The sequence below is a fragment of the Burkholderia lata genome (genome assembly GCF_902499335.1).
Taxonomy (GTDB): Bacteria; Pseudomonadota; Gammaproteobacteria; order Burkholderiales; family Burkholderiaceae; genus Burkholderia; species Burkholderia lata_B.
On the sequence record NZ_CABVQK010000009.1, the window covers coordinates 14,493 to 40,376 of the forward strand.

20 protein-coding genes and 1 pseudogene are annotated in these 25,884 nt (G+C 67.4%); 14 read left to right on the plus strand and 7 right to left on the minus strand.

The window, feature by feature from the left end; genetic code table 11:
* The first annotated feature begins 100 nt into the window (after positions 1-100).
* Entirely contained in the window at positions 101-847 is a 747-nt protein-coding gene (fnr, locus tag BCO18175_RS22285; RefSeq protein ID WP_011356726.1) for a fumarate/nitrate reduction transcriptional regulator Fnr, read from the plus strand.
* Between the two features lie 48 nt (positions 848-895).
* On the opposite strand, the gene BCO18175_RS22290 is transcribed toward fnr, so the two are convergent.
* Complete coding sequence (locus BCO18175_RS22290) at positions 896-1,789, minus strand: LysR family transcriptional regulator ArgP (RefSeq protein WP_039344521.1); 894 nt, start codon at positions 1,787-1,789, stop codon at positions 896-898.
* Between the two features lie 110 nt (positions 1,790-1,899).
* Here BCO18175_RS22290 and BCO18175_RS22295 point away from each other — a divergent pair, with 110 nt between their 5' ends.
* The 5 genes from BCO18175_RS22295 to BCO18175_RS22315 all read left to right on the plus strand — a co-directional run bounded on the left by BCO18175_RS22295 (position 1,900) and on the right by BCO18175_RS22315 (position 7,757).
* The gene (locus tag BCO18175_RS22295; protein WP_085038215.1) at positions 1,900-2,520 is read left to right on the plus strand and encodes a LysE/ArgO family amino acid transporter; all 621 of its coding nucleotides are present in this window, start codon (positions 1,900-1,902) and stop codon (positions 2,518-2,520) included.
* Between the two features lie 384 nt (positions 2,521-2,904).
* Entirely contained in the window at positions 2,905-3,852 is a 948-nt protein-coding gene (locus tag BCO18175_RS22300) for an aldo/keto reductase (protein WP_174984051.1), read from the plus strand.
* 221 nt (positions 3,853-4,073) lie between these two features.
* Positions 4,074-4,862, plus strand: a complete 789-nt coding sequence (locus BCO18175_RS22305) for a hypothetical protein (protein WP_174984053.1) — start codon at positions 4,074-4,076, stop codon at positions 4,860-4,862.
* Positions 4,863-5,065: 203 nt separating this feature from the next.
* The gene (locus BCO18175_RS22310; protein ID WP_174917945.1) at positions 5,066-6,040 is read left to right on the plus strand and encodes a helix-turn-helix domain-containing protein; all 975 of its coding nucleotides are present in this window, start codon (positions 5,066-5,068) and stop codon (positions 6,038-6,040) included.
* A 151-nt stretch (positions 6,041-6,191) separates the two neighbouring features.
* Positions 6,192-7,757: a GMC family oxidoreductase gene (locus tag BCO18175_RS22315; protein WP_174984055.1), complete on the plus strand. Its 1,566-nt coding sequence runs from the start codon at positions 6,192-6,194 to the stop codon at positions 7,755-7,757.
* A gap of 103 nt (positions 7,758-7,860) precedes the next feature.
* Here BCO18175_RS22315 and BCO18175_RS22320 read toward each other — a convergent pair whose 3' ends face one another.
* On the minus strand, positions 7,861-8,841 hold the full coding sequence (locus BCO18175_RS22320) for a helix-turn-helix domain-containing protein (protein ID WP_174984057.1): 981 nt from the start codon (positions 8,839-8,841) through the stop codon (positions 7,861-7,863).
* A gap of 177 nt (positions 8,842-9,018) precedes the next feature.
* On the opposite strand from BCO18175_RS22320, the gene BCO18175_RS22325 reads away from it, so the two are divergent.
* The 5 genes from BCO18175_RS22325 to BCO18175_RS22345 all read left to right on the plus strand — a co-directional run bounded on the left by BCO18175_RS22325 (position 9,019) and on the right by BCO18175_RS22345 (position 13,975).
* Entirely contained in the window at positions 9,019-9,552 is a 534-nt protein-coding gene (locus BCO18175_RS22325; RefSeq protein ID WP_174967813.1) for a 2,4'-dihydroxyacetophenone dioxygenase family protein, read from the plus strand.
* Positions 9,553-9,570: 18 nt separating this feature from the next.
* A complete protein-coding gene (locus tag BCO18175_RS22330; RefSeq protein WP_174984059.1) occupies positions 9,571-10,875 on the plus strand; it encodes an MFS transporter in 1,305 nt (434 codons plus the stop codon).
* A gap of 1 nt (position 10,876) precedes the next feature.
* Positions 10,877-11,998 carry a 2,3-butanediol dehydrogenase gene (locus BCO18175_RS22335; protein WP_174984061.1) on the plus strand — a complete coding sequence of 374 codons (1,122 nt, stop codon included), beginning with the start codon at positions 10,877-10,879 and terminating at the stop codon, positions 11,996-11,998.
* Positions 11,976-12,698 (plus strand): SDR family NAD(P)-dependent oxidoreductase, encoded by a 723-nt coding sequence (locus tag BCO18175_RS22340; RefSeq protein ID WP_174967810.1) that lies wholly within the window; start codon positions 11,976-11,978, stop codon positions 12,696-12,698. The genes BCO18175_RS22335 and BCO18175_RS22340 overlap by 23 nt, the downstream gene beginning before the upstream one ends.
* Positions 12,699-12,883: 185 nt before the next feature.
* Entirely contained in the window at positions 12,884-13,975 is a 1,092-nt protein-coding gene (locus tag BCO18175_RS22345) for a porin (protein WP_174984063.1), read from the plus strand.
* Between the two features lie 165 nt (positions 13,976-14,140).
* Here the strand turns inward: BCO18175_RS22345 and BCO18175_RS22350 are convergent, their stop codons facing one another.
* Positions 14,141-15,115 carry a helix-turn-helix domain-containing protein gene (locus BCO18175_RS22350; protein ID WP_254608151.1) on the minus strand — a complete coding sequence of 325 codons (975 nt, stop codon included), beginning with the start codon at positions 15,113-15,115 and terminating at the stop codon, positions 14,141-14,143.
* Positions 15,116-15,533: 418 nt separating this feature from the next.
* Here BCO18175_RS22350 and BCO18175_RS22355 point away from each other — a divergent pair, with 418 nt between their 5' ends.
* On the plus strand, positions 15,534-16,424 hold the full coding sequence (locus tag BCO18175_RS22355) for a SphA family protein (protein ID WP_254608152.1): 891 nt from the start codon (positions 15,534-15,536) through the stop codon (positions 16,422-16,424).
* Between the two features lie 67 nt (positions 16,425-16,491).
* On the opposite strand, the gene BCO18175_RS22360 is transcribed toward BCO18175_RS22355, so the two are convergent.
* The 4 genes and pseudogenes from BCO18175_RS22360 to BCO18175_RS22375 form a co-directional block, all read right to left on the minus strand.
* The gene (locus tag BCO18175_RS22360; RefSeq protein ID WP_174984069.1) at positions 16,492-18,105 is read right to left on the minus strand and encodes a GMC family oxidoreductase; all 1,614 of its coding nucleotides are present in this window, start codon (positions 18,103-18,105) and stop codon (positions 16,492-16,494) included.
* Between the two features lie 84 nt (positions 18,106-18,189).
* Entirely contained in the window at positions 18,190-19,644 is a 1,455-nt protein-coding gene (locus tag BCO18175_RS22365; RefSeq protein ID WP_174984071.1) for an aldehyde dehydrogenase family protein, read from the minus strand.
* 128 nt (positions 19,645-19,772) lie between these two features.
* Positions 19,773-22,613, minus strand: a pseudogene (locus BCO18175_RS22370) (TOMM system kinase/cyclase fusion protein); the annotation flags it as partial.
* A gap of 20 nt (positions 22,614-22,633) precedes the next feature.
* Positions 22,634-23,635: an FHA domain-containing protein gene (locus tag BCO18175_RS22375; protein WP_174984074.1), complete on the minus strand. Its 1,002-nt coding sequence runs from the start codon at positions 23,633-23,635 to the stop codon at positions 22,634-22,636.
* 644 nt (positions 23,636-24,279) lie between these two features.
* Between BCO18175_RS22375 and BCO18175_RS22380 the strand changes: the two genes are divergently transcribed.
* Together BCO18175_RS22380 and BCO18175_RS22385 are read left to right on the plus strand one after the other, a co-directional pair.
* Entirely contained in the window at positions 24,280-25,026 is a 747-nt protein-coding gene (locus BCO18175_RS22380; RefSeq protein ID WP_254608154.1) for an RNA polymerase sigma factor, read from the plus strand.
* A gap of 145 nt (positions 25,027-25,171) precedes the next feature.
* On the plus strand, positions 25,172-25,852 hold the full coding sequence (locus BCO18175_RS22385) for a FecR family protein (RefSeq protein ID WP_174984077.1): 681 nt from the start codon (positions 25,172-25,174) through the stop codon (positions 25,850-25,852).
* Positions 25,853-25,884: the final 32 nt, after the last annotated feature.

A 25,884-nucleotide genomic window follows, 5' to 3' on the forward strand; every position in this document is an offset into this window, starting at 1 on the left:
GCGTTCGGCATGTGCGGCCGGTCGCGACGTTTTGTCACCCGACAGCGGCAAGTTGCGGTGGGACAATGATTCCGTCGATTCAACGCCGGAGTAAACGATCATGCTGACGCCCGTCGCCACACGTCCCGCCGCCACGCCTCATGCCGGTAGCTGGGCTCCTCGCCAGGCTGCGCACTGCTCGACGTGCGCCATGCGGCACCTGTGCATGCCGCAGGGCCTGGCGCCCGAAGCGCTCAGTCGCCTCGAGTCGGTCATCTGCGCGGCACGCCCCGTCAAGCGCGGCGAAGCGCTGTTCCGCGAAGGCGACGCATTCGACAACCTGTACGCGGTGCGTTCGGGTTCCCTGAAAACGGTTGCGACGCGCCACGACGGCCGCGAGCAGGTCACCGGCCTGCATCTCGCCGGCGAAGCGCTCGGCCTCGACGGCATCTGCGACGACACGCATCCGCGCACCGCGGTCGCGCTGGAAGACAGCTCCGTCTGCGTGATTCCGTACAGCGCACTCAAAACGCTGTGCTCGGAAGCCGGCTCGATGCAGTTGCGCATGCACAAGCTGATGAGCGAACAGATCGTGCGCGAAACGTCGCAAACGATGCTGCTCGGTTCGCTGAATGCCGAGGAACGCGTTGCGGCCTTCCTGCTCGACGTATCGTCGCGTTACCTGAAGCGCGGTTACTCGCCGTCGGAATTCAACCTGCGGATGACGCGCGAAGACATCGGCAGCTACCTCGGCATGACGCTCGAAACGGTCAGCCGCACGCTGTCGAAATTCCAGAAGCGCGGCCTGATCGAAATGCAGGGCCGCCACGTCCAGATCGTCGATTTCGACGGCCTGCATCACGTCTGATGCCGCACGGCGCGCACCGCTCGCGCGCCGCCTGCATCGCGTCGTCGATCAGTCGAGAAACAGCGCGGCGCGCGCCTTCAGCGCCGCGCTGAAATCGTCGAGCCAGCCGATCGACAAACGCCAGCTCTGCCAGTAAAGGTCGATGTCGATCGTTCTCCCGCGCGACATGTCGACCAGTTCGCCCGCCGCCAGCTGACGGTCGACCATCCGGTCCGGACACATTCCCCATCCCAATCCCGTTTCGCACGCGCGCAGGTAGCCCGCGACGTGCGGTATCCAGTGCTGCGGCGGATCGAGATCCGCGCGCGTCACGCGCCGGATGAAACGCGCCTGCAGCCCGTCCTTCGGATTGAACATCACGCACGGCGCGCGGCGCAGCGCATCGCGCGTGATGCCCGCGCCGAAGTAGCGTTCGTAAAACGCCGGTGAGCACACCGCGCGATAGCGGATACGTCCGAGCCGCTCCGACCGGCACCCCTGGATCGGCTCGGCCTGCGCGGTCACCGCGCCCTGCACGCTGCCGTCGCGAATGCGCGAGGCCGTGTAATCCTGGTCGTCGATCACGAGGTCGAGCAAGGTCTCGCGCTCCGTGCAGAACGGCCCGACCGCGTCGATGAACCACGTCGCGACACTGTCGTCGTTGACGGCCACGCGCAACGTCGGCCACGCGCTTGCGATCTGGCCCGGCAGCGCCGGCATCCGGCCGCCCAGCTCGGCCTCGAGCAGTTGCACGCGCTCGGTATGCCGGCACAGCAGCGCACCCGACGTCGTCGCGACGCACGGCTGCCCGCGCTTGACGAGCACGCTGCCGACCCGCTCCTCCAGCAATTTCACGCGCTGCGACACGGCTGACGGCGTGACGTTCAGCTCCTTGGCCGCACGCTCGAACGAGCCGTGCCGGATCACGGCCGCGAGGGCATCGAGCAACGCGTAGTCGAGCATTAGATTTCCTTAATCTGCATTAGGTGAATTAGCTTCTCTTATTTTCATGCTGACCGCAGACTAGCGCTACCCGATTCATCCGTCTACTGCTTCCACTGCTGTCACCCACCATGAACTGGCTCGCTTTTTCCCACGGCGCCGCACTCTGCGGTTCGCTCATCGTCACCATCGGCGCGCAGAACGCCTTCGTGCTGCGGCAGGGCATCATGCGCTCGCACGTCGGCAAGATCGTGCTGCTGTGCGCGCTGTCCGACATGATCCTGATCGGCGCGGGCGTCGGCGGCGCATCGGCGCTCGTCGAACGCTATCCGACCTTCGTCCACGCGGTGCTGTACGTCGGCCTCGCGTATCTCGCGTGGTTCGGCATCAACGCGCTGCGCCGCGCGTTCAAGCCGGGCCACGAAACCCTCGACGTGCGCGGCGACGCGGTCGCGCCGCCGCCGCAGAGCGGCCTGGCAATCGTGCTGATGACGCTCGCGTTCACGTGGCTCAACCCGCACGTGTATCTCGACACGTTCCTGCTGATCGGCACGGCCGGCGCACGCGAGCCGGAAGGCGCGCGGCTCGCGTTCGCGATCGGCGCGATGACGGTCAGCGTCGTGTGGTTCCTCGGGCTCGGCTACGGTGCGCGACTGCTCGCGCCGTGGTTCCGCAAGGCGGTGGCGTGGCGCGTGCTGGACGGCGCGATCGGCAGCATGGTGCTGTTCCTCGCGGCCGTGCAGTTGCGCTGACCGGCTCACCGTCACACGGGCGGCCACTCGCCGCCCGTCGTCCCGCCCGCTTTGGCGCAACGCCTGAGCATCCACCTTCCCCGTCCCGCCCGCCTCCGCCCACGCGCAATTCCGCGTCTCGTCGCACCAGCCGCGACAAAAAATCGGTTCCCGATCGAACACAGCCACACGAAGCGCTCACGCAACGGACGAGGCGTCCGTCATCCGCGTCAGGTCGTCCGCCATCGCGGCGGTACGCTGTCTGCACGATTCGGATCGATCGGCGAGAATGTCCGGCGTCCCGCGACAACGGCGTGACCGCACCACGTACCCGTCGTCTCGCCGCGATCGTCTCGGCCCATCCCGCAGTTCCATTCCGTCACCCCGCAGAAATCGGAGCAGAACATGGCACTACGCACCCTTGGCACGTCGAACATCCAGGTTTCGCCGCTCGCGTTCGGCGGCAACGTCTTCGGCTGGACCGTCGACGAGAACACGTCGTTTGCGCTGCTCGACGCGCTCGCCGACACCGGCATCAACTTCATCGACACGGCCGACGTCTATTCGGCCTGGGCTCCCGGCAACAGCGGCGGCGAATCGGAAACGATCATCGGCAAGTGGCTCAAGCGTTCCGGCAAGCGCGAACAGGTCGTGATCTCGACCAAGGTCGGCCTGCTGGCCGCGCGCGCTGGGCTGACCCGGGACACCATCCTGAAAGCCGCCGACGATTCGCTGCGCCGCCTGCAGACCGACTACATCGACCTGTATTTCTCGCACAGCGATCTCGCCGATACGGCCCCGCTCGAGGAAACGCTCGGCGCCTATCAAACGCTGATCGACGCGGGCAAGGTGCGGATCATCGGCGCATCGAACTACAGCGGCGCACGCCTGCGCGAAGCCGCCGACGTCAGCCGGCGCGACGGCCTGCCCGCGTACCAGGTCATCCAGCCCGAATACAACCTGCTCGATCGCGCCGACTACGAACGCGATCTCGAACCGGTCGTGCGCGACCTGAAGCTCGGCGTCGTCAACTACTACGCGCTCGCGAGCGGCTTCCTGTCGGGCAAGTACCGCAGCGAGGCCGACCTGAAGAAGAGCGTGCGCGGTGATCGCGTCGCCGGGTATCTCAATGAGCGCGGGCTGCGCATCCTCGCGGCGCTCGATGCTGTGGCGGAAAAGCACGGCACGCAGCCGGCCGCGATCGCGCTTGCATGGCAGATCGCGCGGCCGACGATCACCGCGCCGATCGCGAGCGCGACGTCGCTGGCGCAGCTGGCATCGCTCGGCGAAGCGATCCGCGTTCAGCTCGATCAGGACGACATTCGCCGGATCGACGAGGCCAGCGCAATCTGAGGTTGTCGGTATCAGGCCGGTCAATCGGATCGCGCAGTCCGCGCGGTTCCGCGACCGGACTGTGTCGTGCGCGTTCCCTTGTCACCGCATTCGCGGATGCGGGTCATTCGGGCGTGGCGGATGAATACAATGGCGTGCATCCCGGCGGCCAGCCGCGCGACTCGACACGACCGGACCGATATCCGCGACGCCCGAACCAACACCACGCACAAAGACCGCCCATGCCCCGGAACACCCGCCGTGCCCGTTACGCCCGCCCGTTCACCGCGACGATCGCCGCGCTGCTCGCGTGCGCGCCAGCCGTGTCTCGCGCAGGCTGGTACGAAGTCGCGAACTACACCGGCACGATCGGCACGGCGCCCGTTCACGTCTCGCTGCAGACCTACGACGCCATCAACCGCAACGACGCGGGCCGCTGGCGCGTCGACGGCAGCTACTACTACGACGCGCATCGCAAGCCGATCCCGTTGCGCGGCCACCGCGAGCCAGACGGCCGCGTGACGCTGTGCGAAGCATCGCCGTCCGCATCGAACGCCGATTCGCCGGTCGTGCCCGCCGCATCGCCGTCGCGGCCGAAGCCCTGCCCGATCGCGCTGACCGTCGCCGGTAAAACGGCAACCGGCACCTGGGACGACGGCCACAAGACATTCCCGATCACGCTGAACGAAGTCGGTCGACTGAACGACAACGATCAGGATCACCTCCAGCTCGACGGCACCGTCGATATTCCGATGTGGTATCGCACGAAGACCCACATGCTGGTCGGCGTCTATGCGCTGTCCGACAAGTGCGGCATTGCGATGCAGTCGCTGCAGGCCGTGAACATCGCGACGGGCCGCATCGACCGCACGATCGCGCTCGACTGCGACGCGGGCATGGTGATGACGTCGATCTACGCGAACGTCGCCGACGCGCGGCGGCCCGGCTACGTCAGCGTCGAGTTCCGCGGCGGCAAGATGGGTTACGAGCAGGACGTATCGCTCGGGCTGCAGTCGTCTTCATCGAAGTAAGCCGGCACGCCCTAACCCGAAATCGCATTTGAGGCTTGACTCACACCGCCGCTTCATTTGACTCCTGCGGACATCGATCACGCGCGCGCCCGCAACGCCCCGCTGCACACGCGTCACACGCCCGTCCCGGGTCTTTCACGGATTGACCGCGCCATTCGACGTGCCCGAGACTGCGCCGCTCAGGCGGTCATTGGGAGAACGTCATGCCGGACACCAGCACGGAGATCGCCACGATCTCGACGCGCGCCGTACGCGGCCACGAACGCGTCGACTTCTGGGTCGACCATGTCGCGCGCACGCTCGTGCGGATCGAATGCAGCGGCAAGTCGTCCGAAGGCATCGACGCGACGCTGCGCAAGCGCGATCTCGGGCTGTTCGGCGCCTGCGACATCGTCGCGAACCGGCACGCGGTCGTGCGCACGCCGCACAACATCCATGCGGACCAGCGCGACGCCGTGTTCATCTGCCTGATGCACGCAGGGCAAGGCTATACGTTCCAGGACGTCGACTGCATGCAGCACGGGCCCGGCGACCTCGTGCTGTACGACACGTCGATGCCGTACGGCCACGGCTTTCCCGCCGACATGGCGATGACCGTGCTCGACGTGCCGCGCGACGTGTTCGAGGCGCGCGTCGGCCCGTGGCGCTACCGCAGCCTCGTCAAGATCGACCGCGACGACGGCGTCGCGTCGTGGGCCGTGCGTCAGGTGTACGCGCTGCTCGCCGCGCCTCAGGAACCAACGCCCGAGGCGCGCGAGCGGCGCGCCGCCGCGATCCTCGATCTCGTGCAGTCGATGCTGCGGCTGCGCGACGGCGACGCGTCGCCGACCAAGTCGACCGTCCATACGCTGTCGCGCGCCAAGGCGTTCATCGACAGCCATCTCGCCGACGACGACCTCGACAGCCAGTCGGTGAGCCGCGCGATCAACCTGTCGCCGCGCCAGCTCGCGCGCGTCTTCGAAATCGAAGGGATGCCGCTCACGCGCTACATCCTCGCGCGGCGGCTCGAACGCTGCCGCGCCGACCTGCGCGACCGGTCGCTGAAGCACCTGACGGTCAGCGAGATCGCGTTCCGCTGGGGCTTCAACAACAGCGCGCACTTCAGCCGCAGCTATCGCGCGCGCTTCGGCGAGACGCCGAGCGATACCCGCGCGCCGGCGCCGGCCGACGCGCGATAGTCCCCCCCTACCACCCACCACCCGCCGCCGTGTCCCTGCGAGGCAAGCACGGCGTCCGTCCCGGTCAAATGGGGCCGCATAGCGGTCGCTAAGCTGGCTTCCTGCGCGGCGGCATTCGTTTCGCCGCCCGACAGCAAGGAGAAGAAGCGGGATGGAGACGTACGACCATATCGTCGTCGGCGGCGGTTCGGCCGGCTGCACGGTCGCGCACCGGCTGGTGAAGGCCGGCAGGCGCGTGCTGCTGCTCGAGGACGGCCCGAAGGACGACAGCCTGTTCATCCGGATTCCGGCGACGTTCATCCGCGTGCTCGGCACGCGGCGCACGGTCACGTTCGAGAGCGAGCCGCAAGCCGGCGCGGCGGGACGCAAGACCTACGTGCCGCAGGGCCGCACGCTCGGCGGCGGCAGTTCGGTCAATGCGATGCTGTACGTGCGCGGCACGCGCGACGACTACGACGACTGGGCCGCGCTCGGCTGCACCGGCTGGGGCTGGGACGACGTGCTGCCCGTGTTCAAGCGCGCCGAATCGCACCTGCGGCTTTCCGAGCCGTTTCACGGCACCGACGGGCCGCTGAAGGTTGGCGACACACGCTTCAGGCATCCGCTGAGCCTCGCGTTCGTGAAGGCCGCGCAGGAAACCGGCATCGCGTACAACGACGATTTCAATGGCGCCGCGCAACATGGCGCCGGGTTCTACCACACGACGATCTTCGACGGGCAGCGCGGCAGCACCGCGGCCACCTATCTCGCCGACGCGATCGGCCACCCGAACCTGCGCGTGCTGACCGGCTGCCGCGTCACGCGCATCCGGTTCGACGGCCAGCGTGCGACCGGCGTCGAATGGCGGACGGAAAGCGGTGTGACGGGCTCGGCCACCGCGCGCGCCGACGTCGTGCTCGCGGCCGGCGCGCTGAGCACGCCGAAGCTGCTGATGCTGTCGGGCATCGGGCCCGGCGCGCACCTGCACGCGCACGGCATCGACGTGCTGCACGACAGCCGTGACGTCGGCGCGAACTACCAGGATCATCTCGAAGTCTCGATCTACGGCCGCAGCCACGCGCCGGTCAGCCTGCTGGGCGAGGATCGCGGGCTGAAGGCGTTGCGGCACGGGCTGCAGTGGATGCTGTGCCGCACGGGCCTGCTGACGTCGAACGTCGTCGAATCCGGCGCGTTCGTCGACACGACCGGCAGCGGCCGCCCGGACATCCAGTTCCACGTGCTGCCGACGCTCGTCGGCGACGTCGATCGCGAGCCGCTGCCCGGCCACGGCCTGTCGATCAACCCGTGCCTGCTCAGACCGCGCTCGCGCGGCTCCGTGCAACTGCGCGGCAACGATCCGGCCGCGCCGATCCTGTTCGACAGCGGCGCGCTGTCCGATCCGGCCGATGTCGACGGCCTCGTGCGCGGCGTCGCGCTCGCGCGGCAGATCATCCGTGCGCCGTCGCTCGCACGCATCGTGCGCGAAGCCGAAACACTGACCGACACGGCACTCGCCGACTACGTGCGGCACCGCGCGAAAACCGTCTATCACCCGGCCGGCACCTGCCGCATGGGCAACGACCAGCATGCGGTCGTCACGCCGCGCCTCGCGGTGCAAGGCGTCGACGGGCTGCGGGTTTGCGATGCATCGGTGATGCCGCGCATCGTATCCGGCAACACGAACGCGCCGACGATCATGATCGCGGAGCGCTGTGCGGAGTTCATGCTGGCGGAGTAACGTAACCCGGCGCGGCACGCGTGCGCGGCCGTTCACTAACCACTGAAAAGAAAAACGGCGCGTGAGACACGCGCCGCCACTTCATCCGCATCGACTGCCGGAATCAACACCTGGCCTCACGCGCCGCCTCGCGCAGCGCCATCGGCGACGCACCATAGCGTTCGCGAATCGCACGGCTGAAGTGCGCCTGGCTCGAGAAACCCCAGCGAAACGCGATTTCGCCGACGCTCGTCTTGCGCAGCCGTGCATCGGTCAGCTCGCGATGCGCATGCGACAGCCGCTCAGACCAGATGTGCTGCGTGATCGACTCGCCTTCGGCCGCGAAGAGCCGGCTCAGATGCCGCAGCGACAGCCCGACTGCGTCGGCGACGGCCTGCGGCCCGAGTTCCGGGTCACCCAGGTGCGTTGCGATGTACTGCTTCGCGGTCAGCAGATACGACAGCGACGCGCGCGATGCACCCGCACCGTTCACTTCCGCATCGATGAGTTCCGCGATCAGCGTGCGCGTGTGTTCGGCGAACCGTGCGGCGTCGCCTTCAACGGGATCCTTCATGAACCGCTCGACGCTCGCGCGCAACGTCGCGCCGAGCATCGCGCCCGCGCCCGGCTTCGGCGCGATCCGCAGCGGGAGCGCCGCCAGTTCCGCATCGAGCCGGTCATCGAACGTCGTGATCGGAATGTCGATCAGCAACTGCCGCATCGGCGTCAGGAATCCGAACAGATAGGGCACGCGCGTGTCGTAGACCACGACATCGCCGGCTTCCGCGAGCAGGCACCGGTCGCGCTGGATGAAATACGCGCGCCCGCTCAGGAGCTGGCACGCGAACAGCGACTCCTTCGGCAACTGGCGCACATGCACCGGGCTGCGCTCGATCACATGATCCTGGCCGCTGATATCGGCGACGCGCAGGTCGGTCAGCGCGAGGTCGGTCTTCTCGACCTCGAGCCCGCCCGGCGACAGCGACGAGCAGCGCAGGCCGACCAGCGTGGCCGCGTTGAAGGCATCCCAGTACGCCATCCGGTCGCGCGCCGGCACGCCGGCCGTCGAGCCGCGTGTACGGGAAAAAACCGTCGAATTCGTCACGTCGCCTCCTGCGGGCGCCTGTCGTGCGGAGCGGCACGGTTGGGGGAATGATTCGTCTGATTATTGGCGCGACGCCATGTCCGGCGCGATCAAGCAATTCGTCCAGCCCAGTCAAGAGCGGCGCGCACCGGCTGGCTAAAGTCGAGCCCACGACACCCATACACAAGGAGACGAACCGTGGTCGACCAAGCCGTAGCCGAATTCTGGCAAACCATCCCGCCGATTGCCAATCCGTTCAAGCCCGATGCGCTGCCAGAAGCATACATCCCGAACGCGGCCACCGACGACGAGCGCTATTACGTTCCGTTCACCGAAACGGTTTCGTCGCGGCCGCTGTGGATCTCGCCGTCGCAGAACAAATGGTGCGACATCCTGATGGCGAAGGAAGCCGGGCTCGTGAACCGGCACTATCACCCGCACGAGGTGTTCGCTTACACACTGTCGGGCAAGTGGGGTTATCTGGAGCACGAATGGACCGCGACGCGCGGCGATTTCGTGTACGAGACGCCGGGCGAAGGCCACACGCTCGTGGCCTTCGATCACCCGGAGCCGATGCGCGCGTTCTTCATCGTCAAGGGGCCGCTGATCTGGCTCGACGATGAAGGCAATCCCGACGGCTACTTCGACGTGCATTCGTACATCGCGATGTGCAAGGCGCACTACGAGAAGGTCGGCCTCGGCGCGCAAGCGATCGAGAAGCTGTTCCGCTGACGCGCGGCGAGGCTCACCATGACATCCCCTTCCTCCTCCCGATCCGCCTGGACGTATGAGAACCGGCTGCTGCTGATCCTGTTCATGACGTTCGGCTTCGTGTTCTTCGACCGCCTCGCGCTGTCGTTCCTGTTCCCGTTCATGTCGGCCGAGCTGCACCTGACGAACACACAGCTCGGCATGGTGTCGTCCGCACTCGCGCTCACGTGGGCGCTGTCCGGTGCCGCGACGGGCGCATGGTCCGACGCGCGCGGCACGCGCAAGCCGCTGCTGATCGCGGCCGTGCTCGGCTTTTCCGTGTGCTCGGCGCTGTCGGGGCTCGTCGGCGGCTTCGCGAGCCTGATCGCGTTCCGCGCGCTGATGGGCATCGCCGAAGGCCCCGTGCTGCCGCTGTCGCAATCGCTGATGGTCGAGAGTTCGACGCCGAGCCGCCGCGGGCTGAACATGGGCCTGCTGCAAGGCTCCGCCGCCGGCCTGCTCGGCGCGACGATCGGCCCGCCGGTGGTCATCGGCATCGCGACCGCGTACGGCTGGCGCGAGGCGTTCTACGTGTCGTGCATTCCGGGCTTCCTGATCGCGCTCTGCATCTGGCGCTGGGTGCGCGAAGTGCCGCCCGGCGGCGTGCGGCACGCGCAGGCCGATACCGCCGGCGCGCAGGCCGCAAGCGGCGCGGCAGTCAGCCGCTGGGCGTTGCTGAAGGAACGCAACATCCTGCTCTGCATGCTGATCAGCTGCTTCTTTCTCACGTGGTTCATCGTGATCATCTCGTTCGCGCCGGTGTTCCTCGTGGAAAGCCGCCACCTGTCGCCGTCCGACATGGGGGTCGTGATGACCTGCCTTGGCGCCGCGTGGGTCTTCTGGGGCTTCGCGGTGCCGGCGATCTCCGACCGGATCGGCCGCAAGCCGACGATGATCGCATTCGCGCTGATCGCGTCCGTGTGCCCGATCGTGATGATCCACGCCGGCTCGCTCTGGGCGCTCGGCGCGCTCGTGTTCGCCACGTACACGGGCCTCGGCTGCTTCACGCTGTTCATGGCGACGATCCCCGCCGAAACGGTGCCGCCGCGCGCGATCGCCAGCGCGCTCGGCCTGATCATGGGCGCGGGCGAGCTGATCGGCGGCTTCGTCGCACCGACCGTCGCCGGCTTCGCGGCCGACAAGTACGGCCTGCAGTTCGCGATGTGGACGTCGGCCGCCGGCGCGATCCTCGCGTGCGTGCTGTCGTTCGGCCTCGTCGAGACCGCGCCCGCCGTGCTGCGCAAGCGCGCACTCGCCGGCACCGCCGCGAGCCGTCTCGATGCACAAAACCTCGGAGGACGCTGACATGCGGGCACTTCAATGGCATGGCCCGCGCGACGTCCGTCTCGTGGAAATCGACCCGCCGCGCATCGGCCCCGGCGACGTGCGCATCGCGGTCGCGTATTGCGGGATCTGCGGCAGCGACCTGCACGAATATGCGGACGGCCCGCACGCGATCCCGGTCGACACGCCGCATCCGCTGTCGCGCCGCACCGCGCCGCTGACGCTCGGCCACGAGTTCTGCGGCACCGTCGTCGAAGTCGGTGCCGGCGTGACGGCGCTGCGCGCGGGCGATCGCGTCGCGGTCGAGCCCGAGTACCGCTGCCACCAGTGCGCATACTGCCGCTCGGGGTCGTACAACCTGTGCGTGTCGATGGGCTTCGCCGGGCTGATGGGCGACGGCGGCATGGCCGACTTCGCGGTCGTGCCGGCCTACATGCTGCATCGCCTGCCTGACGGCGTGAGTCTCGAACAGGCCGCGGTGATGGAGCCGGCCGCCGTCGCGCTGCACGCGTTGCGGCGTGGCGAACTGCGGCTCGGCGAAACCTGCGCCGTGTTCGGGCTCGGCCCGATCGGCCTGCTGCTGATCATGCTCGCGAAGCTGCAGGGGGCAACCACGATCGTGGCGGTCGATGTCTCGCCCGAACGGCTCGCGGCTGCCACACGCCTCGGCGCGACGCATACGTTCGACGCACGCTCACTCGGTGCACCCGCGCTGCAGGACGCGATCCGCGCGGCCTCGGGCGGGCTCGGCGTCGATGCGAGTTTCGAGGCGGCCGGGCTGCCGGCCACGTTCGAATCGGCGATGCAGGCACTGCGCAAGGGCGGCCGCGTCGTGATGGTCGGCCTGATGCCGCACGCGGGCTTCGACGCGTTCCGCGCGGTCAACGACGAGTTGACCTTCACGGCGAGCGTCGGCTACCGGCACGCGTATGAAGACCTGCTGCACATCGTCGCGTCGGGCGCACTCGACCTCACGTCGATCGTCACGCGCACCGTATCGCTCGAAGACGCCGTCGCCGACGGCTTCGACGCGCTGCTCGCCGACCGCGCGCAGATCAAGATCCTCGTTTCACCCGCGCAACGGCCGGCCCGTCGCGCACACACCATCGGGAGCGTCGAGCATGAGTCGTCAGTGGGCGTTTGAAGGCCAGTCCGTCGTCGTGACGGGCGGTACCTCGGGCATCGGTGCGCGCACCGCGATGCGGTTCGCGCAAGCCGGCGCGTCAGTCGTCGCGCTCGGGCTCGATGCGACCGGCCCGCATGCGCCCGTGCATGCGGGCATCCGCTGCGTGGAACTCGACGTGACCGACAGCGATGCGCTGACGCGCACGATCGCGGCCCTGCCGCGGCTCGACGTGCTCGTCAACGGCGTCGGCATCAGCCGGCACGCGGACGAATACCGGATGGACCAGTTCGAGCTCGTGCTGAACGTGAACCTGACGTCGGTGATGCGTGCATCGGACGCCGCGCGGCCGGCGCTGTCGGCGCACGGCGGCAGCATCGTCAATGTCGCGTCGATGTACACGTACTTCGGCAGCAAGGATCGCCCCGCATACAGCGCGAGCAAGGGCGGCATCGCGCAGCTCACGCGCTCGCTCGCGCAGGCGTGGGCCGATCGCGGCATTCGCGTGAACGCGGTCGCACCCGGCTGGATCGACACACCGCTCAGCAGCGGCCTGATGGCCGACATGCAGGCGTCGCGGCGCATCCTCGAACGCACGCCGCTCGGGCGCTGGGGCACGGCCGACGAAGTCGCCGACGTGATCCTGTTCCTGTGCTCGCCCGGTGCGTCGTTCGTGACCGGCGCGGTCGTGCCGGTCGATGGCGGGTATTCGACGGTCTAGCGCGCCGCTCAACGGGCATCGGCGGACTTCGGCGAGCCCGCGATTGCTGCCGATGCCTGTCACACACCGCCTTCCTCAGGTTGCCGCTGAACCGGGATTCGTCCGGTTCGGCTTTGTTCATATCAATCAGTAGTCCAATCAAAAATATCCGATCCGATCGGAAACATGTGAGGAGCACATTGGAGATGACGAAAAAGACCCTTCTGGCGCTCGCGGCATGCGCCATTCCCGCCGCGTCGTTTGCGCAGAGCAGCGTGACGATGTTTGGGCTGATGGATGCCGGCATCAGCTATGTCAGCAATCAAGGCGGCCACGGCGCCGCGAAGTTCGACGACAACATCTTCTTCCCGAACCTGCTTGGTTTCGAAGGCAAGGAAGATCTCGGTGCGGGCACACGAGCGATCTTCCGGCTCGTCAACCAGTATTCGCTCGGCAACGGCTCGATCATCGGCGGCGGGCTGTTCGCGCGCACGGCCTATGTCGGGCTGCAGAACGACCGGTACGGCACGCTGACGCTCGGCAACCAGTACGAGTTCATGGTCGATGCACTGGCCGCGAGCGGCAACGAGATCGCGCAGGATCTCGTCGGCCTGTACGGCTTTCGCAACGGCCCGTTCGACAAGCTCGCGTTGCCGAACAACCCGACCGGCGCATTCGACTGGGATCGTGTCGCGGGCAGCAATCGTGTCGCGAATTCGGTCAAGTACACGAGCCCGTCGCTGTCGGGCCTGACCTTCGGCGCGCTGTACGGCTTCGGGAACGTCGCGGGGTCGGTCGGCGCGAACAATACGGTCAGCGTCGGCGCGAGCTACGACAACGGCCCGTTCGGCGCTGGCGCGGCCTATACGAACCAGAAGTACGGCGCGACCGACGGGCTGCCGCCGACCAGCGTGCGCAACTGGGGCGCGGGCGTGCACTACACGCTCGGCACGGTTACCGGGAAAGCGCTCTTCACGACGGTGCGCAACGCGCAGAACGGCGCGGGCGCGTGGTCGGCGGAAGCCGGCGCCGCATGGCGGCCGTCGCCGGCATGGGTGATCGGCGCGAGCTACACGTACATGAAGGGCAACGACACGCTCGACAACGCGCACGCGCACCAGTTCCTGGCCGCCGTCCAGTACTGGCTGTCGAAACGCACGATGGTGTACGTGGCGGGCGTCCATCAGCGCGCCAATCACGGCAGCAACGCGCAGATCAACGGCGTGATGGATGCGAACGGCGCGTCGAGCGGTGCACTGCAGTCGATCGCGCGGATCGGGTTCAGCACGCGGTTCTAGGGCGCAGCCTCAGCGATTCCTGATGGCGATCCTGTGTCCGGATCGCCTGACGACGCCGGCCGACCTGCCGAACTGCCGTCCTCGTCGTCACACGCGGCGGGCCACAAGCCGATCGCCATCGCCATCGCCATCGCCATCGCGAAGCATGCATGCACGCAACCGCGACTAACCCGACGAATCCGCACCGCCCCCGTCCTGCATCGCCGTATCGCGACACTGCGACGGCGTGACCCCGAAACGCCGGCGAAACAGCCGCGCGAAATACGCGGGATCGGAGAACCCCGACTGCAGCGCGAGACGCGTAATGCTCGCCCCGTCGGCACCGGTCTGCGACAGCACTTCGTGGCACTTCTCGAGCCGCAGGCGCTGGATCATCGCCTGCGGCCGCTCGCCGATCGATTCGAACGCCTGATAGAGCGTGCGGCGGCACACCTTCAATGCCGCGGCAATGCGATCGGGCGACAGTTCACCGTCGTCCAGATGCCTATGAATGTATTGCTGCGCATCGCGCAGCAACGTCGCGCGGATCTTGCGCCGCGAAGCGGGCGCCGTGCCGTCCGTGAAATCGATCGCCTCGGCGAGCAACGTCGCCACCAGTTCCAGCACGCCGTAGCGGCTGCGCGGATTCATGCGCCGGCCCTCGGTGATCATCGCCTGCAGGCTGGCGAGCGCCACGGCCGCGCCGCCCGTCGTCGGCATCGCGCGGCCGATCGCGTGCCGGGCCAACGCCAGCAGTGCGTCATGATCGGCCACTTCGCACAGCATCGTGACGAATTCGCCGTGCGCGTCGCTTTGAATCCAGTACGGGCTGCTCGCCTCGTACAGCGTGAAATGCCCCGGCGGCACGATCACTTCGCACGCGCCCTGCTCGAGTCTCGCCACGCCGCTCAGTTGCCAGATCACCTTGACGTAGCGGTGCTTCAGCGTCTTGCAGGCGTCGCGCCCGATGGATGCGCTATGCGCGCTCGCCGAAATGCGCGCCACGCGGCAGCGCGCGTGATCGAACACGTCGACGCTTGCGTCGAATTCTCCGGACGCGCCTGCGTTGAGTTCCAGCGGAAAGAACCGATGCCGGATCTGCTCCGACCAGCACGACACGCCGCCCTCCCGCAGCAGCGGATGCGCTCCCGAATCGATCATGACGTTCGCCTCCAGAAAAATCCGGCTTTCAAGTACGTCCATTGCGTGGCCGCCTGCATGCGCATGCAGCGGGCGCGACGATCGACTCGCCCGACTTCCGGTCGTGCGCGTCGACACGCGCCCGGCAAGCATCGATGAGAGGGGATCGGCTCCTAGCGTACGGCGCGCCGACGCAAAAGAAAATTCGCACAACTCCCATGCGCGGCCGGAACGCTACCTGACGCCGTAAAGATTTCACCTAGATGCACCGCACTCCTGATGGCTCTGCACGCAAACACATGCGAGCGGGAAACTGGCGCGGCACCCTGCTGACGGGCGGAAACCGGCTTCCGGCCGGGCTTCACGCGATCGGCCCATGCCGTCCCGCACGCCGCCCGAAGACAAACGGCGGCCGCTCGCGCGCCGCAGGAGGAGACACATGATGAAACGACGGTCCATTTCCGTGATGCTGTCCGCGCTCGCGGTCGCGCACGGCGCTCATGCAACCGAAGGCGGCGGCTCCGTCTACCCGACCGGAGCGGAAGGCTACCTGTGCTGCGCACTGCCGCCGCCGGGGCTCTATGCGCTGATCTACGTGGAGCGCTACCACGCCGGCGAACTGCGCGACAACGACGGCCGCGACGTCGCGCCGCCGGACTTCAGCATCACCGCCTATGCGGTAACGCCGCGGATCGTGTGGGTCACGCCTTACACGTTTGCCGGCGCATCGCTGGCCATGCATGCGCTGCTCCCGCTCGTCACGCTCGACGTGCACGCGGGCGGTCAATCGCAGCGGCGGACCGGTGTCGGCGACATGACGTTCGGGCCGGCGCTCGGCTGGCACGTCACGCCGACGCTCCACACGCTGCTCGCGGTCGATTTCTTCGCGCCGACCGGCCGCTACGACAAAGGCGACCTGGCCAACATCGGCCGAAACTACTGGGCGATCCAGCCGATCGCCGGTATTTCGTACGGCGGCCGCACCGGGCCGGTGTTCGACGCGAAGCTCATGTGGACCTTCAACCAGCGCAACCACGCGACGGATTACCGGTCCGGCCAGGAATTCATCGTCGACTATTCGGCGGGCTGGGGTTTCGGCAACGGCCTGACGGTCGGCGCGGGCGGCTATGTCTACCGGCAGATGACGGACGATTCGCAGGCCGGGCAGACCATCGCCGGCAATCGCGGCCGTTCGTTCGCGATCGGCCCGTCGATCAAGTACGACAGCGGGAAAGGCTGGTTCGTGACCGCCAAGTACCAGATGGAAACCGATGTGCGAAACCGCCCGGAAGGGGCGGCGTTCTGGCTCAAGGCCGTGTTTCCGCTCTGATTCGACCGGATCCGCGTCGGCGTTGCCCGACGCGAAAGCGGCGCAGGTCATCCCTGCGCCGCCCGTTTCATCGCCCAAGCAGCAGATCGGCGCCGCGTTCGCCGATCATGATCGCCGGCGCATTGGTATTGCCGCTCGGCACCTGCGGGCAGATCGAGCAATCGATCACGCGCAGATTGGAGAAGCCGTGCACGCGCAGCGTCTTCTGGTCGACCACCGAGGTCCGTGGGTCCGTGCCCATCCTGCAGGTGCCGGCCGGGTGATAGACGGTCTTGATGTCCTGCCGCACGAATCGCTCGATTGCCGGCAGATCGTCCGGATCGATCCGGGCCGGCGCGACGATCTCCTTCACGTGCGCCTGAAGCGCCTTCGCCGACAGGATCCTGAGCCCGGCCTGCACGGCCCGGATCTGGCCGTCGAGGTCGGCCGGGTCGCTCAGGAAGTTCGCGTCGATCCTCGGCAGATCCGCCGGATCCTTGCTGCGCAGCCCGACCTGCCCGCGCGATTTCGGTTGCAGATGGCCGACCTTGACCGACATGCCGTGCTCGCTCGCCGGCGGCTTCTCTCCCGGCGTATTGTCGAAATTGTCGAGCAGCGGCAGGAAATGGAACTGGACATCGGGCCGCCCGGTGCCCAGCGTGTCGATGAAGGCGCCGCCTTCGAGAATGTTGCTGGTCAGCAGCCCGCTCCTGAAGCACTTCCACTGCAGGAAATGGCGCATCGCCCGAAGCCCCGTGTTCTCGCCGTAGAGGCTCGCCGGCGTACGAATCGACGCCTGCACCGACATGTGCAGATGATCGTGAAAATTCCGGCCGACCGGCAACGCGGCAACTGTATCGATCCCGAGCGCGGCAAGATGCTCGGCCGGTCCGATGCCGGACAGCATCAGCACTTTCGGATTCCCGATCGCCCCCGCGCTCACGACGACCTCGTTGCGCACGCGCACCGACACGGGCGCCTGACCGCCCTCGCTGAATTCGACCGCGACCGCACGCCCCGCATCGGTCCGGATCCGGTGCACGAGCGCGCCCGTCACCACCTTCAGCTTCGCGTCGTTGCGCACCGACGCCAGATAGGTCTGCGCCGTGCTCGCGCGTTCGCCGTTGCGCGTCGTCGTCTGGTAATAGCCGATGCCCTGCTGCACTTCGCCGTTGAAATCGTTGACGTAGCGCAGCCCCATTTCCTGCCCGGCCCGGATGAACGCGGCCGTCAGCGGATGGCGATAGCGGTTCTCGCTGACGGGCAGCGGGCCCGTCTGGCCGTGATACGCGGGCCCCAGGCTTTCGTTCGCTTCCGCCCTCATGAAGTACGGCAGCACGTCGTCGTAGCGCCAGTCCGTGCATCCCCACTGCGTCGCCCAGTCGTCGTAGTCCTCGCGCTGTCCGCGGATGTAGATCATCCCGTTGACCGAACTGCCACCGCCCAGCACCTTGCCCTGCGCGATGATCATGCTGCGGCCGTTCGCGTTCGGCTGCGGTTCGGTCATGTAGGGCCACGATTTCTTCTGGAACACCTGCATCACACCGCCCGGAATCCGGTGAAACGGATTGTCGTCGCGCGTGCCGGCCTCCAGCAGCAGCACCGAACCGGCATGCTGCTGGATCAGCCGCGCGGCCACGACGCAGCCGGCGGAACCCGCGCCGATGACGACGTAATCGAAGGTCAGGTCTTGAGTAGTCATGTGTCTGTCGATAGGGATAGGCGGGCGAGCAACGCAACGCCCGCGATCTTGTTGTTGTGGTGTCTCGGTGCGGAACGTGCGCGGCTACATCGCGATCGTGACGACCTTCTCCTCCAGGTACGCATCGAGCCCGCTTTGCGACAGGTCGCGCCCGACGCCGCTCTCCTTGAAGCCGCCCCACGGCAGCCGCGCGTCGAGCGGGCTCCACGCGTTCACCGCGACCGCGCCGACCCGCAGACGGGCCGCGGTACGGTGCGCGGTCGCGAGATCGCGGGTCCACAGCGATGCGGACAGCGCGTAGACGGTGTCGTTCGCCAGCGCGACAGCCTCGTCTTCCGTATCGAACGGAATGATCGTGCCGACCGGCCCGAACACTTCGTCGCGCGCGATGCGCATCGCCGGATCGACGTTCGCGAACACCGTCGGCCGTACGAAGAAGCCTTGCGACGGCACCGGCTCGTCGCCCGCGACCATCGTCGCGCCGTCGCGAAGCGCCGCTGCGATATGCGACTTCACGCGATCGGCGTGGCGGGCGCTGATCAGCGCGCCCATCTGCGTCGCCGGATCGAACGGCGTGCCGACCCTCACCGACCGCGCCGCGTGCGCGAGCGCGCCGACGATGTCGTCGTAGTGGCGACGCTGCACCAGCACGCGCGTACCGGCCGCGCAAGTTTGCCCCTGGTTGACGAACAGCCCCATCGCGACGCCGGCAATGGCCTGCTCGAGATTCGCGTCGTCGAAGATGATTTGCGGCGCCTTGCCGCCGAGTTCCAGCGTCAGCCGCTTGAACTGCGCGCCGGCTTCGCGCGCGATCGTGCGGCCGACCTCGGTGCTGCCGGTGAAACTGATCTTGTCGACGCCGGGATGATTGACCAGCGCGGCGCCGACCGACGCGCCGATGCCGTGCACGAGATTCACGACGCCCGGCGGAAAGCCCGCCTGCGCCGTCAGGTCCGCCAGCGCGCCGACCGCGAGCGGTGCGTCCTCCGACGGCTTGATCACGACCGTGCAGCCCGCCGCGAGCGCGGGCGCCAGCTTCCAGCACGCGATCATCAGCGGCGCATTCCACGGCACGATCAGGCCGGCGACGCCGACCGCTTCGCGCACCGTGTAGTTGACGGTCGGGCGCCCCATGAAGCCACCGGTCGGAATCTGGCGGCCTTCGAGCTTGTCCGCCCATCCGGCGAAGTAGCGCAGCGTGTCGATCGACATCGGCAGGTCCATCATGCGCACTTCCATCGCCGGGCGCCCCTGTTCGCGCGCGAGCAGTTCGACGAAGCGTTCCGCGTCCTGCTCGAGCAGATCGGCCAGCCGGTTCAGCAGCTTCGCCCGCGCCGCGCCGGGCAACCGGCTCCAGTGCCCGCCGTCGAATTCCGCGCGGGCCGCGCGCACGGCCCGGTCGACGTCGGCACCGGTGCCGGCCGCGACGCGTGCAAGCAGTTGCCCGGTGCACGGCTCTAATTTCTCGAACCACTCGCCCTGCGCGGCGTCGCACGCGTCGCCCGCGATCCGGTGTTGAAGGGTGTACTCGGCTGTCATGTGGCTGTCTCCAGATCAAAGGCCGATCCGGCGCTGAAAGACGGATCGGCATATCTGGCCCACTGTAGGACGCGAGTTGCGGCGACGCTGGGACATCCGTGCATCGAATGCAGGATTCACATGCACACGCGCATGAAGTGTCCGTCGACGCCGATCGCATGCGCGCCAGCGCCGCAATCGGCTTGCGCGGCCAGCGCGAGGCCGACTCGTGCATGGTTGGCGCGCCGCACGGCCGGCGGCATCGACGCGTACGCGGCGTCGCGAATCAACGCGTGGCGGAACGCATAGAACACGCGATCGCGCCGATGTTGCGCGTACATGATCCGCTCTTCGAGCAGCAGTTGCAGGTGCGCGTCGAGCGTCGCGCGATCATGCGGCGATGCCGCGGCGAGCAGGTGCGCATCCACCTCGAGCCCGATCGTCGCGGCGAGCTGCGCGGTGTCGCGCGCGTCGTCGATCCGGTCGAACGCGCGACCGAGCATCCCGCCGAGACTGAGCGGAAGCGGGCACGGATCCGTCGTCCGCAGCGCCGCGAGCGAGCCGTCCACACCGCTCGTCGCCAGCTCGCGCGCGACGGCCTCGATGAACAGCGGAATGCCGGCCGTACGATGGACGAGCGGGTCGAGCCGGGCCGGATCGAGCGCGTCCTGGCCAAGATACGCCGACAACAGGCGCCGCGCGTCGTCGCGCGGCAGGCGGCGCAGTACCAGGCGTTCGGTCGCGTCGCGCCAGCGTGCGAGCCTGTCGGGTTGCGACGTGAGCACGACGCAGAGCGCCGACGCGCGAGGCGAGCGCTGCAGGTACGCAAGAAAATCCTCGGTCGAGCGGTCGATCCACTGCACATCCTCGACGACGAGCAACACCGGTGCGCCATTGCCGAGCGACGCGATCAATTGCTCGAGGACGTCGAACAGTGCGTGCTGTTCGCGTGCGCTCGACCGCCGCGCCTCCTTCGCATCGCAGGGCAGCCCCAGCCAGGTCGAGAGCGCGACACGGGCCGCCGCACGATCGCATTCGAGCGGCGCGAGCATCGTGTCGATCGCGGCGCGCGTGATACCGGGCGGGCTGTCGGCGTCGAGTTGCCAATGCTCGCTGATGAACCGCAGGATCGGAAACAGCGCATGATTTTCCCGCTCGGGCAGGCACCCGCAATGCGCGAACGCGTGGCCCTGTGCCCGCACGGCCTCGCACAGCGCGTGCACGAGGCGCGACTTGCCGATTCCCGCGTCGCCGACGACGAGCCGCGGTACGCCGCGCATCGCGCGACGATGGCGCGCACGCGTCTCCTGCCACGCACGCAGCAGCGCATCGAGTTCGCGCGTGCGGCCGATCATCGGCGCCCTCGTGCCGCCGTCGAGCGAATCGAACGGCGTATCGGCCCGACACTCGCCGAGCAGTTCATATACCGGCTGCGGCGCGAGGCCCGCCCGCGCCAGCCGCAACCCGGTCGGCCGGAAGTCGGCATACCGTTCGAGCGCGAGCCGCGCATCGTCGCTGATCAGGATCTGCCCGGGCCCGGCAAGCCGCAGCAGCCGCGACGCGGCGGACGGCGTCGAGCCGCACGCCATCTGCGACGGATGCGCGAGAACCTGCCCGACGTGAATCGCCGCCGCCACTTCAACGTGCCAGCCTTCGCGGCCGACGGCATCGCCGGCGCCGGCCGGCACCGGCAGCCGTGCGCGCCCTGCCACCCGCACCAGGTCGAGCGCCGCACGCGCCGCGCGGCGCGCGGGCAGGTCGATATCGCCTTGCAGGCCGAAATGGAACAGCAGCGTGTCGCCGAGCCGCTCGCCGACCTGCGCGCCATAGCCGACGGCGATGTCCGCACACTTCGTCAGCCATTGCGCCTCGTAGCGGTCGAGCAGGGCGCCATGATCGGTTCCCGCATGGCGTTGCCGGCCGTCTCCGGCGATCGTCACGCAACAGCACAGCGTGGTGACCTGCCGGTATTCGCCAGCCGTTGCGATCGCGTCACTGCGCTGGGCAAACGGGTGCGGCTGCGAGCGCACATGCCGGCTCGCACGGCCGGCATCGAACGGGCCGACCAGCGCGGCGAAATTGAGCGCGCGGAACTGCTCGGCGAGTTCGTCGGCCGATGCGGCGCGCTGCGCCGGATTCTTGTTCAGCGCGCGCCGCAGCACCGAGCCGAGCGGATGCGACGCGATCGACGGCGGAAGCGCGACATCCACCTGGCTGAGCTGCTGATAAAGAATGTCGGCCACGCTCGCGCCCTGCACGACGACTTCGCCCGTCAGGCATTCGATCACGACCAGACCCCACGCATACAGGTCGCTTCCGGGCGTCGGCGGTTCGTTGCGCAATTGCTCGGGCGCGCAGTACGACGGCGAGCCGAGCGCCTCGGCCGCGAGCGTCGCGGCCTGGGGCGCGATATCTGCCGTGCCGGGCAACAGCGCACCGATCCCGAAATCGAGGAGCTTCGCGTGCGGCCCGTCGCCGGCCATCGCGATCACGATGTTTTGCGGCTTCAGATCCCGGTGCACGATGCCGCGGCGATGCGCGGCCGCGAGCGCATCGAGCACCTGCGCCATCAGCCGTCCCGTGTCGACGACCGACAGCGGCCCCTCGATCGCAAGCCGGTCGCGCAGGGTCCGGCCCTGTACACGTTCGAATACGGCGAACAGCCGCCCGTCGGGCGCTTCTCCCTTGTCCAGCAGCGCCACGATGTTCGGGTGCCGCAGCGCCTCGCACAGGCCCGTCTCGCGCCGGAAGCGCATGCGCTGCCGCGCGCGCTCCGCCGCGGTCCGCGCGACATCGTCCCGCATCAGCTTGATCGCGACGTCCTCCCCCGTCTCGCCGCAGGTCGCACGAAACACCACGCCGCTGCCGCCTTCGCCGAGCAACGCACCGAGCCGGTAATGCCGCTTGCCGGCCAGCACCGCGAAAGGCGCGGCGGGCTGCTGCGATTCACGCGCTTGCGGCACGACGCTTGAGCGTGCCGCGGTCGGCAACCGGGGCTGTCTTTCCGCGTTCACGAGCAGTGGACGACCGGATCCGGCGCCGGACGATGCATGCCCATGCGCGGCTCGACGCCCGGCACCGACTGGCATTCGAGGCGCTCGCCGCGCATGACGCGAAACGGGAAATCGCCGAAACGGACACTGCCGCGCCGCCGCTCGACCAGTTGGCTCGCGTCGAGCCCCGGCAGCGCCGCGAACTGGCTCCGGGCGCGATGAATCTGCACGTTGAGATGGGACGTATCGATACCGAGCATGCGCGCCAGCCGGTCGAGTTCGATCCAGCCTTGCGTGGCGGCGTCGTAGCCGGCCTGCATGTCGGCCGAGCGTGCGCGGGCGAGTGTGACGAGGCTGTAGTGATGCGCGCGCTCGCCGAGGTCGACCACGCCGCCGCGAACATGCAGCAGCGCGCGTGCGTGCTCCTCGTCCCGGCTGACGAAGAATTCGAGCAAGCGGGCCGACGCGGCCGGATCGGCAGGCGCGCGCAACGTCATCGTCGAGCCGTGGCGCACGAGCGCCACGCGCCACGTGACGTCGCCCGTCGACACTTCATCGCCGTCACGGAGCGCGCGCGGCGGCAACGTGTCGTCGCACAGCCATTCGCCGGCCGGCGACCGGACGATCGTGACCGGCTGCGCGGCGTGGGCAGCCAGGATCTGGCGGGGCGTGAGCACGATCGGATGCGTCGCGCCCCGCACCGGCCACAGCGTATCGGCCGGATCGTCGAGCGCATCGACGCGCCAGGGCGCGACACCCGCCCTGCCGAACCGGATGACGTCGCCTCGCTGCAGCACCGCGTGCTCGCCATCGCGCAACGGGACGCCCGATACCGACGTGCCGTTGCTGCTGTGATCGTGGAGCTCCCACTGCCCGCCGACCCAGCGGATATGGGCATGGACACGGGACACCGACGCGTCGCGGATGACCGTATCGCAGCGCGCGGTATCGCGGCCGAACACGTGATACGCGCGGAGCAGGCACGCTTCCCCGGAAGAATCGTTCTTGAGTATCGCCATGGCCGCCCCGTATCGGATTCGCCCGGATCGCTCGAGTGACGCATCGACGCCCGGGAAAGCGATTGATTCAATGATCGCGAACGATATCGACCGTTCGCCGCCTCGTTACCTGTTTCTTCGTCAGCTTCCTTCCGAATCGTTGCTCATCCGGCGTGTGTTATTTCGATTGATTGAATGATCGGCTTTTTTGTTGTTTTAAAGTCGAGCAACTTGATGAAAATCCTGCCAAATAAAATCATGCGTCGCAATCGAAATGCTCAACTCTCGCCCTGATATTGCAATGCTTTACATTTTCGACGAAATTTCGGTTCAAATATAAAGGGTCGAAAATCTTCATAATCTCGCGAACCAATACAGGCGTGCCTCGAACAGAAACACCACATTGAATGACGGGGCTGATTTAAATACCTTTGCCAGCGCGGAAATTTTGTTTGATTAAAAGAAAATTAATTAAATAGTTTCGGCGATTTGAATAATTCATTCCGATATTTTGATGCATGAGTTCGGACACTGCGTCGACATCTCGTGAGCTTTGCCGCCATAGACTGCCGCAAGCACTGGACATGGGGCGACCGCACCACAGGACATTCCGGCGGTCCTATGGCGCGAGGCATTCGCGGACATTCGCTATCGGCCATTCGCGCATGAACGATGCGAAGGCTGCCCCGGCCTTGGCGATCACTGGCTCCTGCCCCAAGGCTGCGAAATTGCGGATGCATCACCCGGGGAGGCGGCATCTCCAGACTCTCGCGTCTGTTGACAGTTTTGTAATCAGTCACAATAATGAGAATTATTATCATTTTGGGCGTGATGCTCGCTCATCTCGCAGCAATGTGACTGGCTCGCACCGCGACTCCTCCCACTCTCCGCTGATCGCTGCGTTCATCAAGCACTACGAGGAACTTGTCAATCACGTCCGGCATCGCTTTGGCGATCGCGCATTCGCGTGCGACGTCGTCCAGGATGTCGGCGTTCAGCTCCTTCAGCGGCCGCCGGGCGAACCCGTCCACACACCGCTAGCCTTTCTGCGTCATCTGTCGATACATCGGGCCATCGATCGATGGAGAGGAGACGAATTGCACGCGAGCCGCATGGAGCCGGCTGGGGTCGTCGTTCCCGACTCGCGGTCGGACGATATCGACGGCGAGCAGGCATTGAGCTACCGGCAGACCGTGCAGGAACTCGAGCGGGCCATCAACGCGCTGCCCGCGCGCTGTCGCGAGGTGTTTATCCTCCATAAGCTGCACGATCTGTCACAGGAAGAAGTGGCGGCGCAGTTGCGAATATCACGTAACATGGTCGCCAAACACATGGCCCGCGCGATGACGGACCTCGCCCCGATCTTGCAGAACACCCTGCACACCAAGACGGCAAATGCCGATGCTGCCTGAGCCTCCCCGTAGTCACGATTCGACGCCTCCTCAAGACGACTCGCTCGATCCATTCAAGGATGCGTTGCGCGCACGTTATCCGCTTGACGCGGTCGTGCGTCGTGCAGCGCGGCGGCGAACCGCCCGGCGTGTCGTCGGCGGATCGATGCTGAGTATCGCGGCTGCTCTGATGATCTGGCAGGCCGATCCCGCGTACCGGGTCGACACCCTCGCGACAGCAGTGGGCGAGCACCGCGCGTGGCCGCTCGCCGACGGTAGCCGGCTCGAGCTGAATACCGGATCGTCGGCACGCGTCGAGTGGCATGTGCGCTCGCGACGCATGCTGATCGAACATGGCGAGGCATCGATCGAGATCGCGCACTCGCCGTTCCGGCCGTTCGTCACTCGCGCAGGCGACGTGACGATCCACGATATCGGGACGAGCTTCACCGTGCGCCGCGATGCGCAGGACGTGCGGGTCGGCGTCGTGTCCGGGGCCGTGGAAGTCGCCGTGGCACAGCGCCCGGCGGTGATGCTCCATCCCGAGCAATCCGTCCTCGTGAAAGGCGATCGCATCGGCGTGCTCCAGCCGTTCGATCCGGCCGCCACGTTGAGCTGGCGCGAAGGCCGGCTCGTCTTCGACGGGACACCGTTGAGCGTGGCGATCGCGGAAATTCGCCGCTACCGGCGCGCACCGGTCAAGCTCGACCCGCGCGCCGCCAACCTGCGCTTGTCCGGGCAATTCAATACCGACAACGTCGACACGCTGCTGGACATGCTGCCCGGCGTGCTGCCGCTCAACGTGAAGCGGGATGCGGACGGCACGGTGACCGTCGCGCACCGCTGAAGCTCCGCTCCGAATAAATTTCCACCCGGACG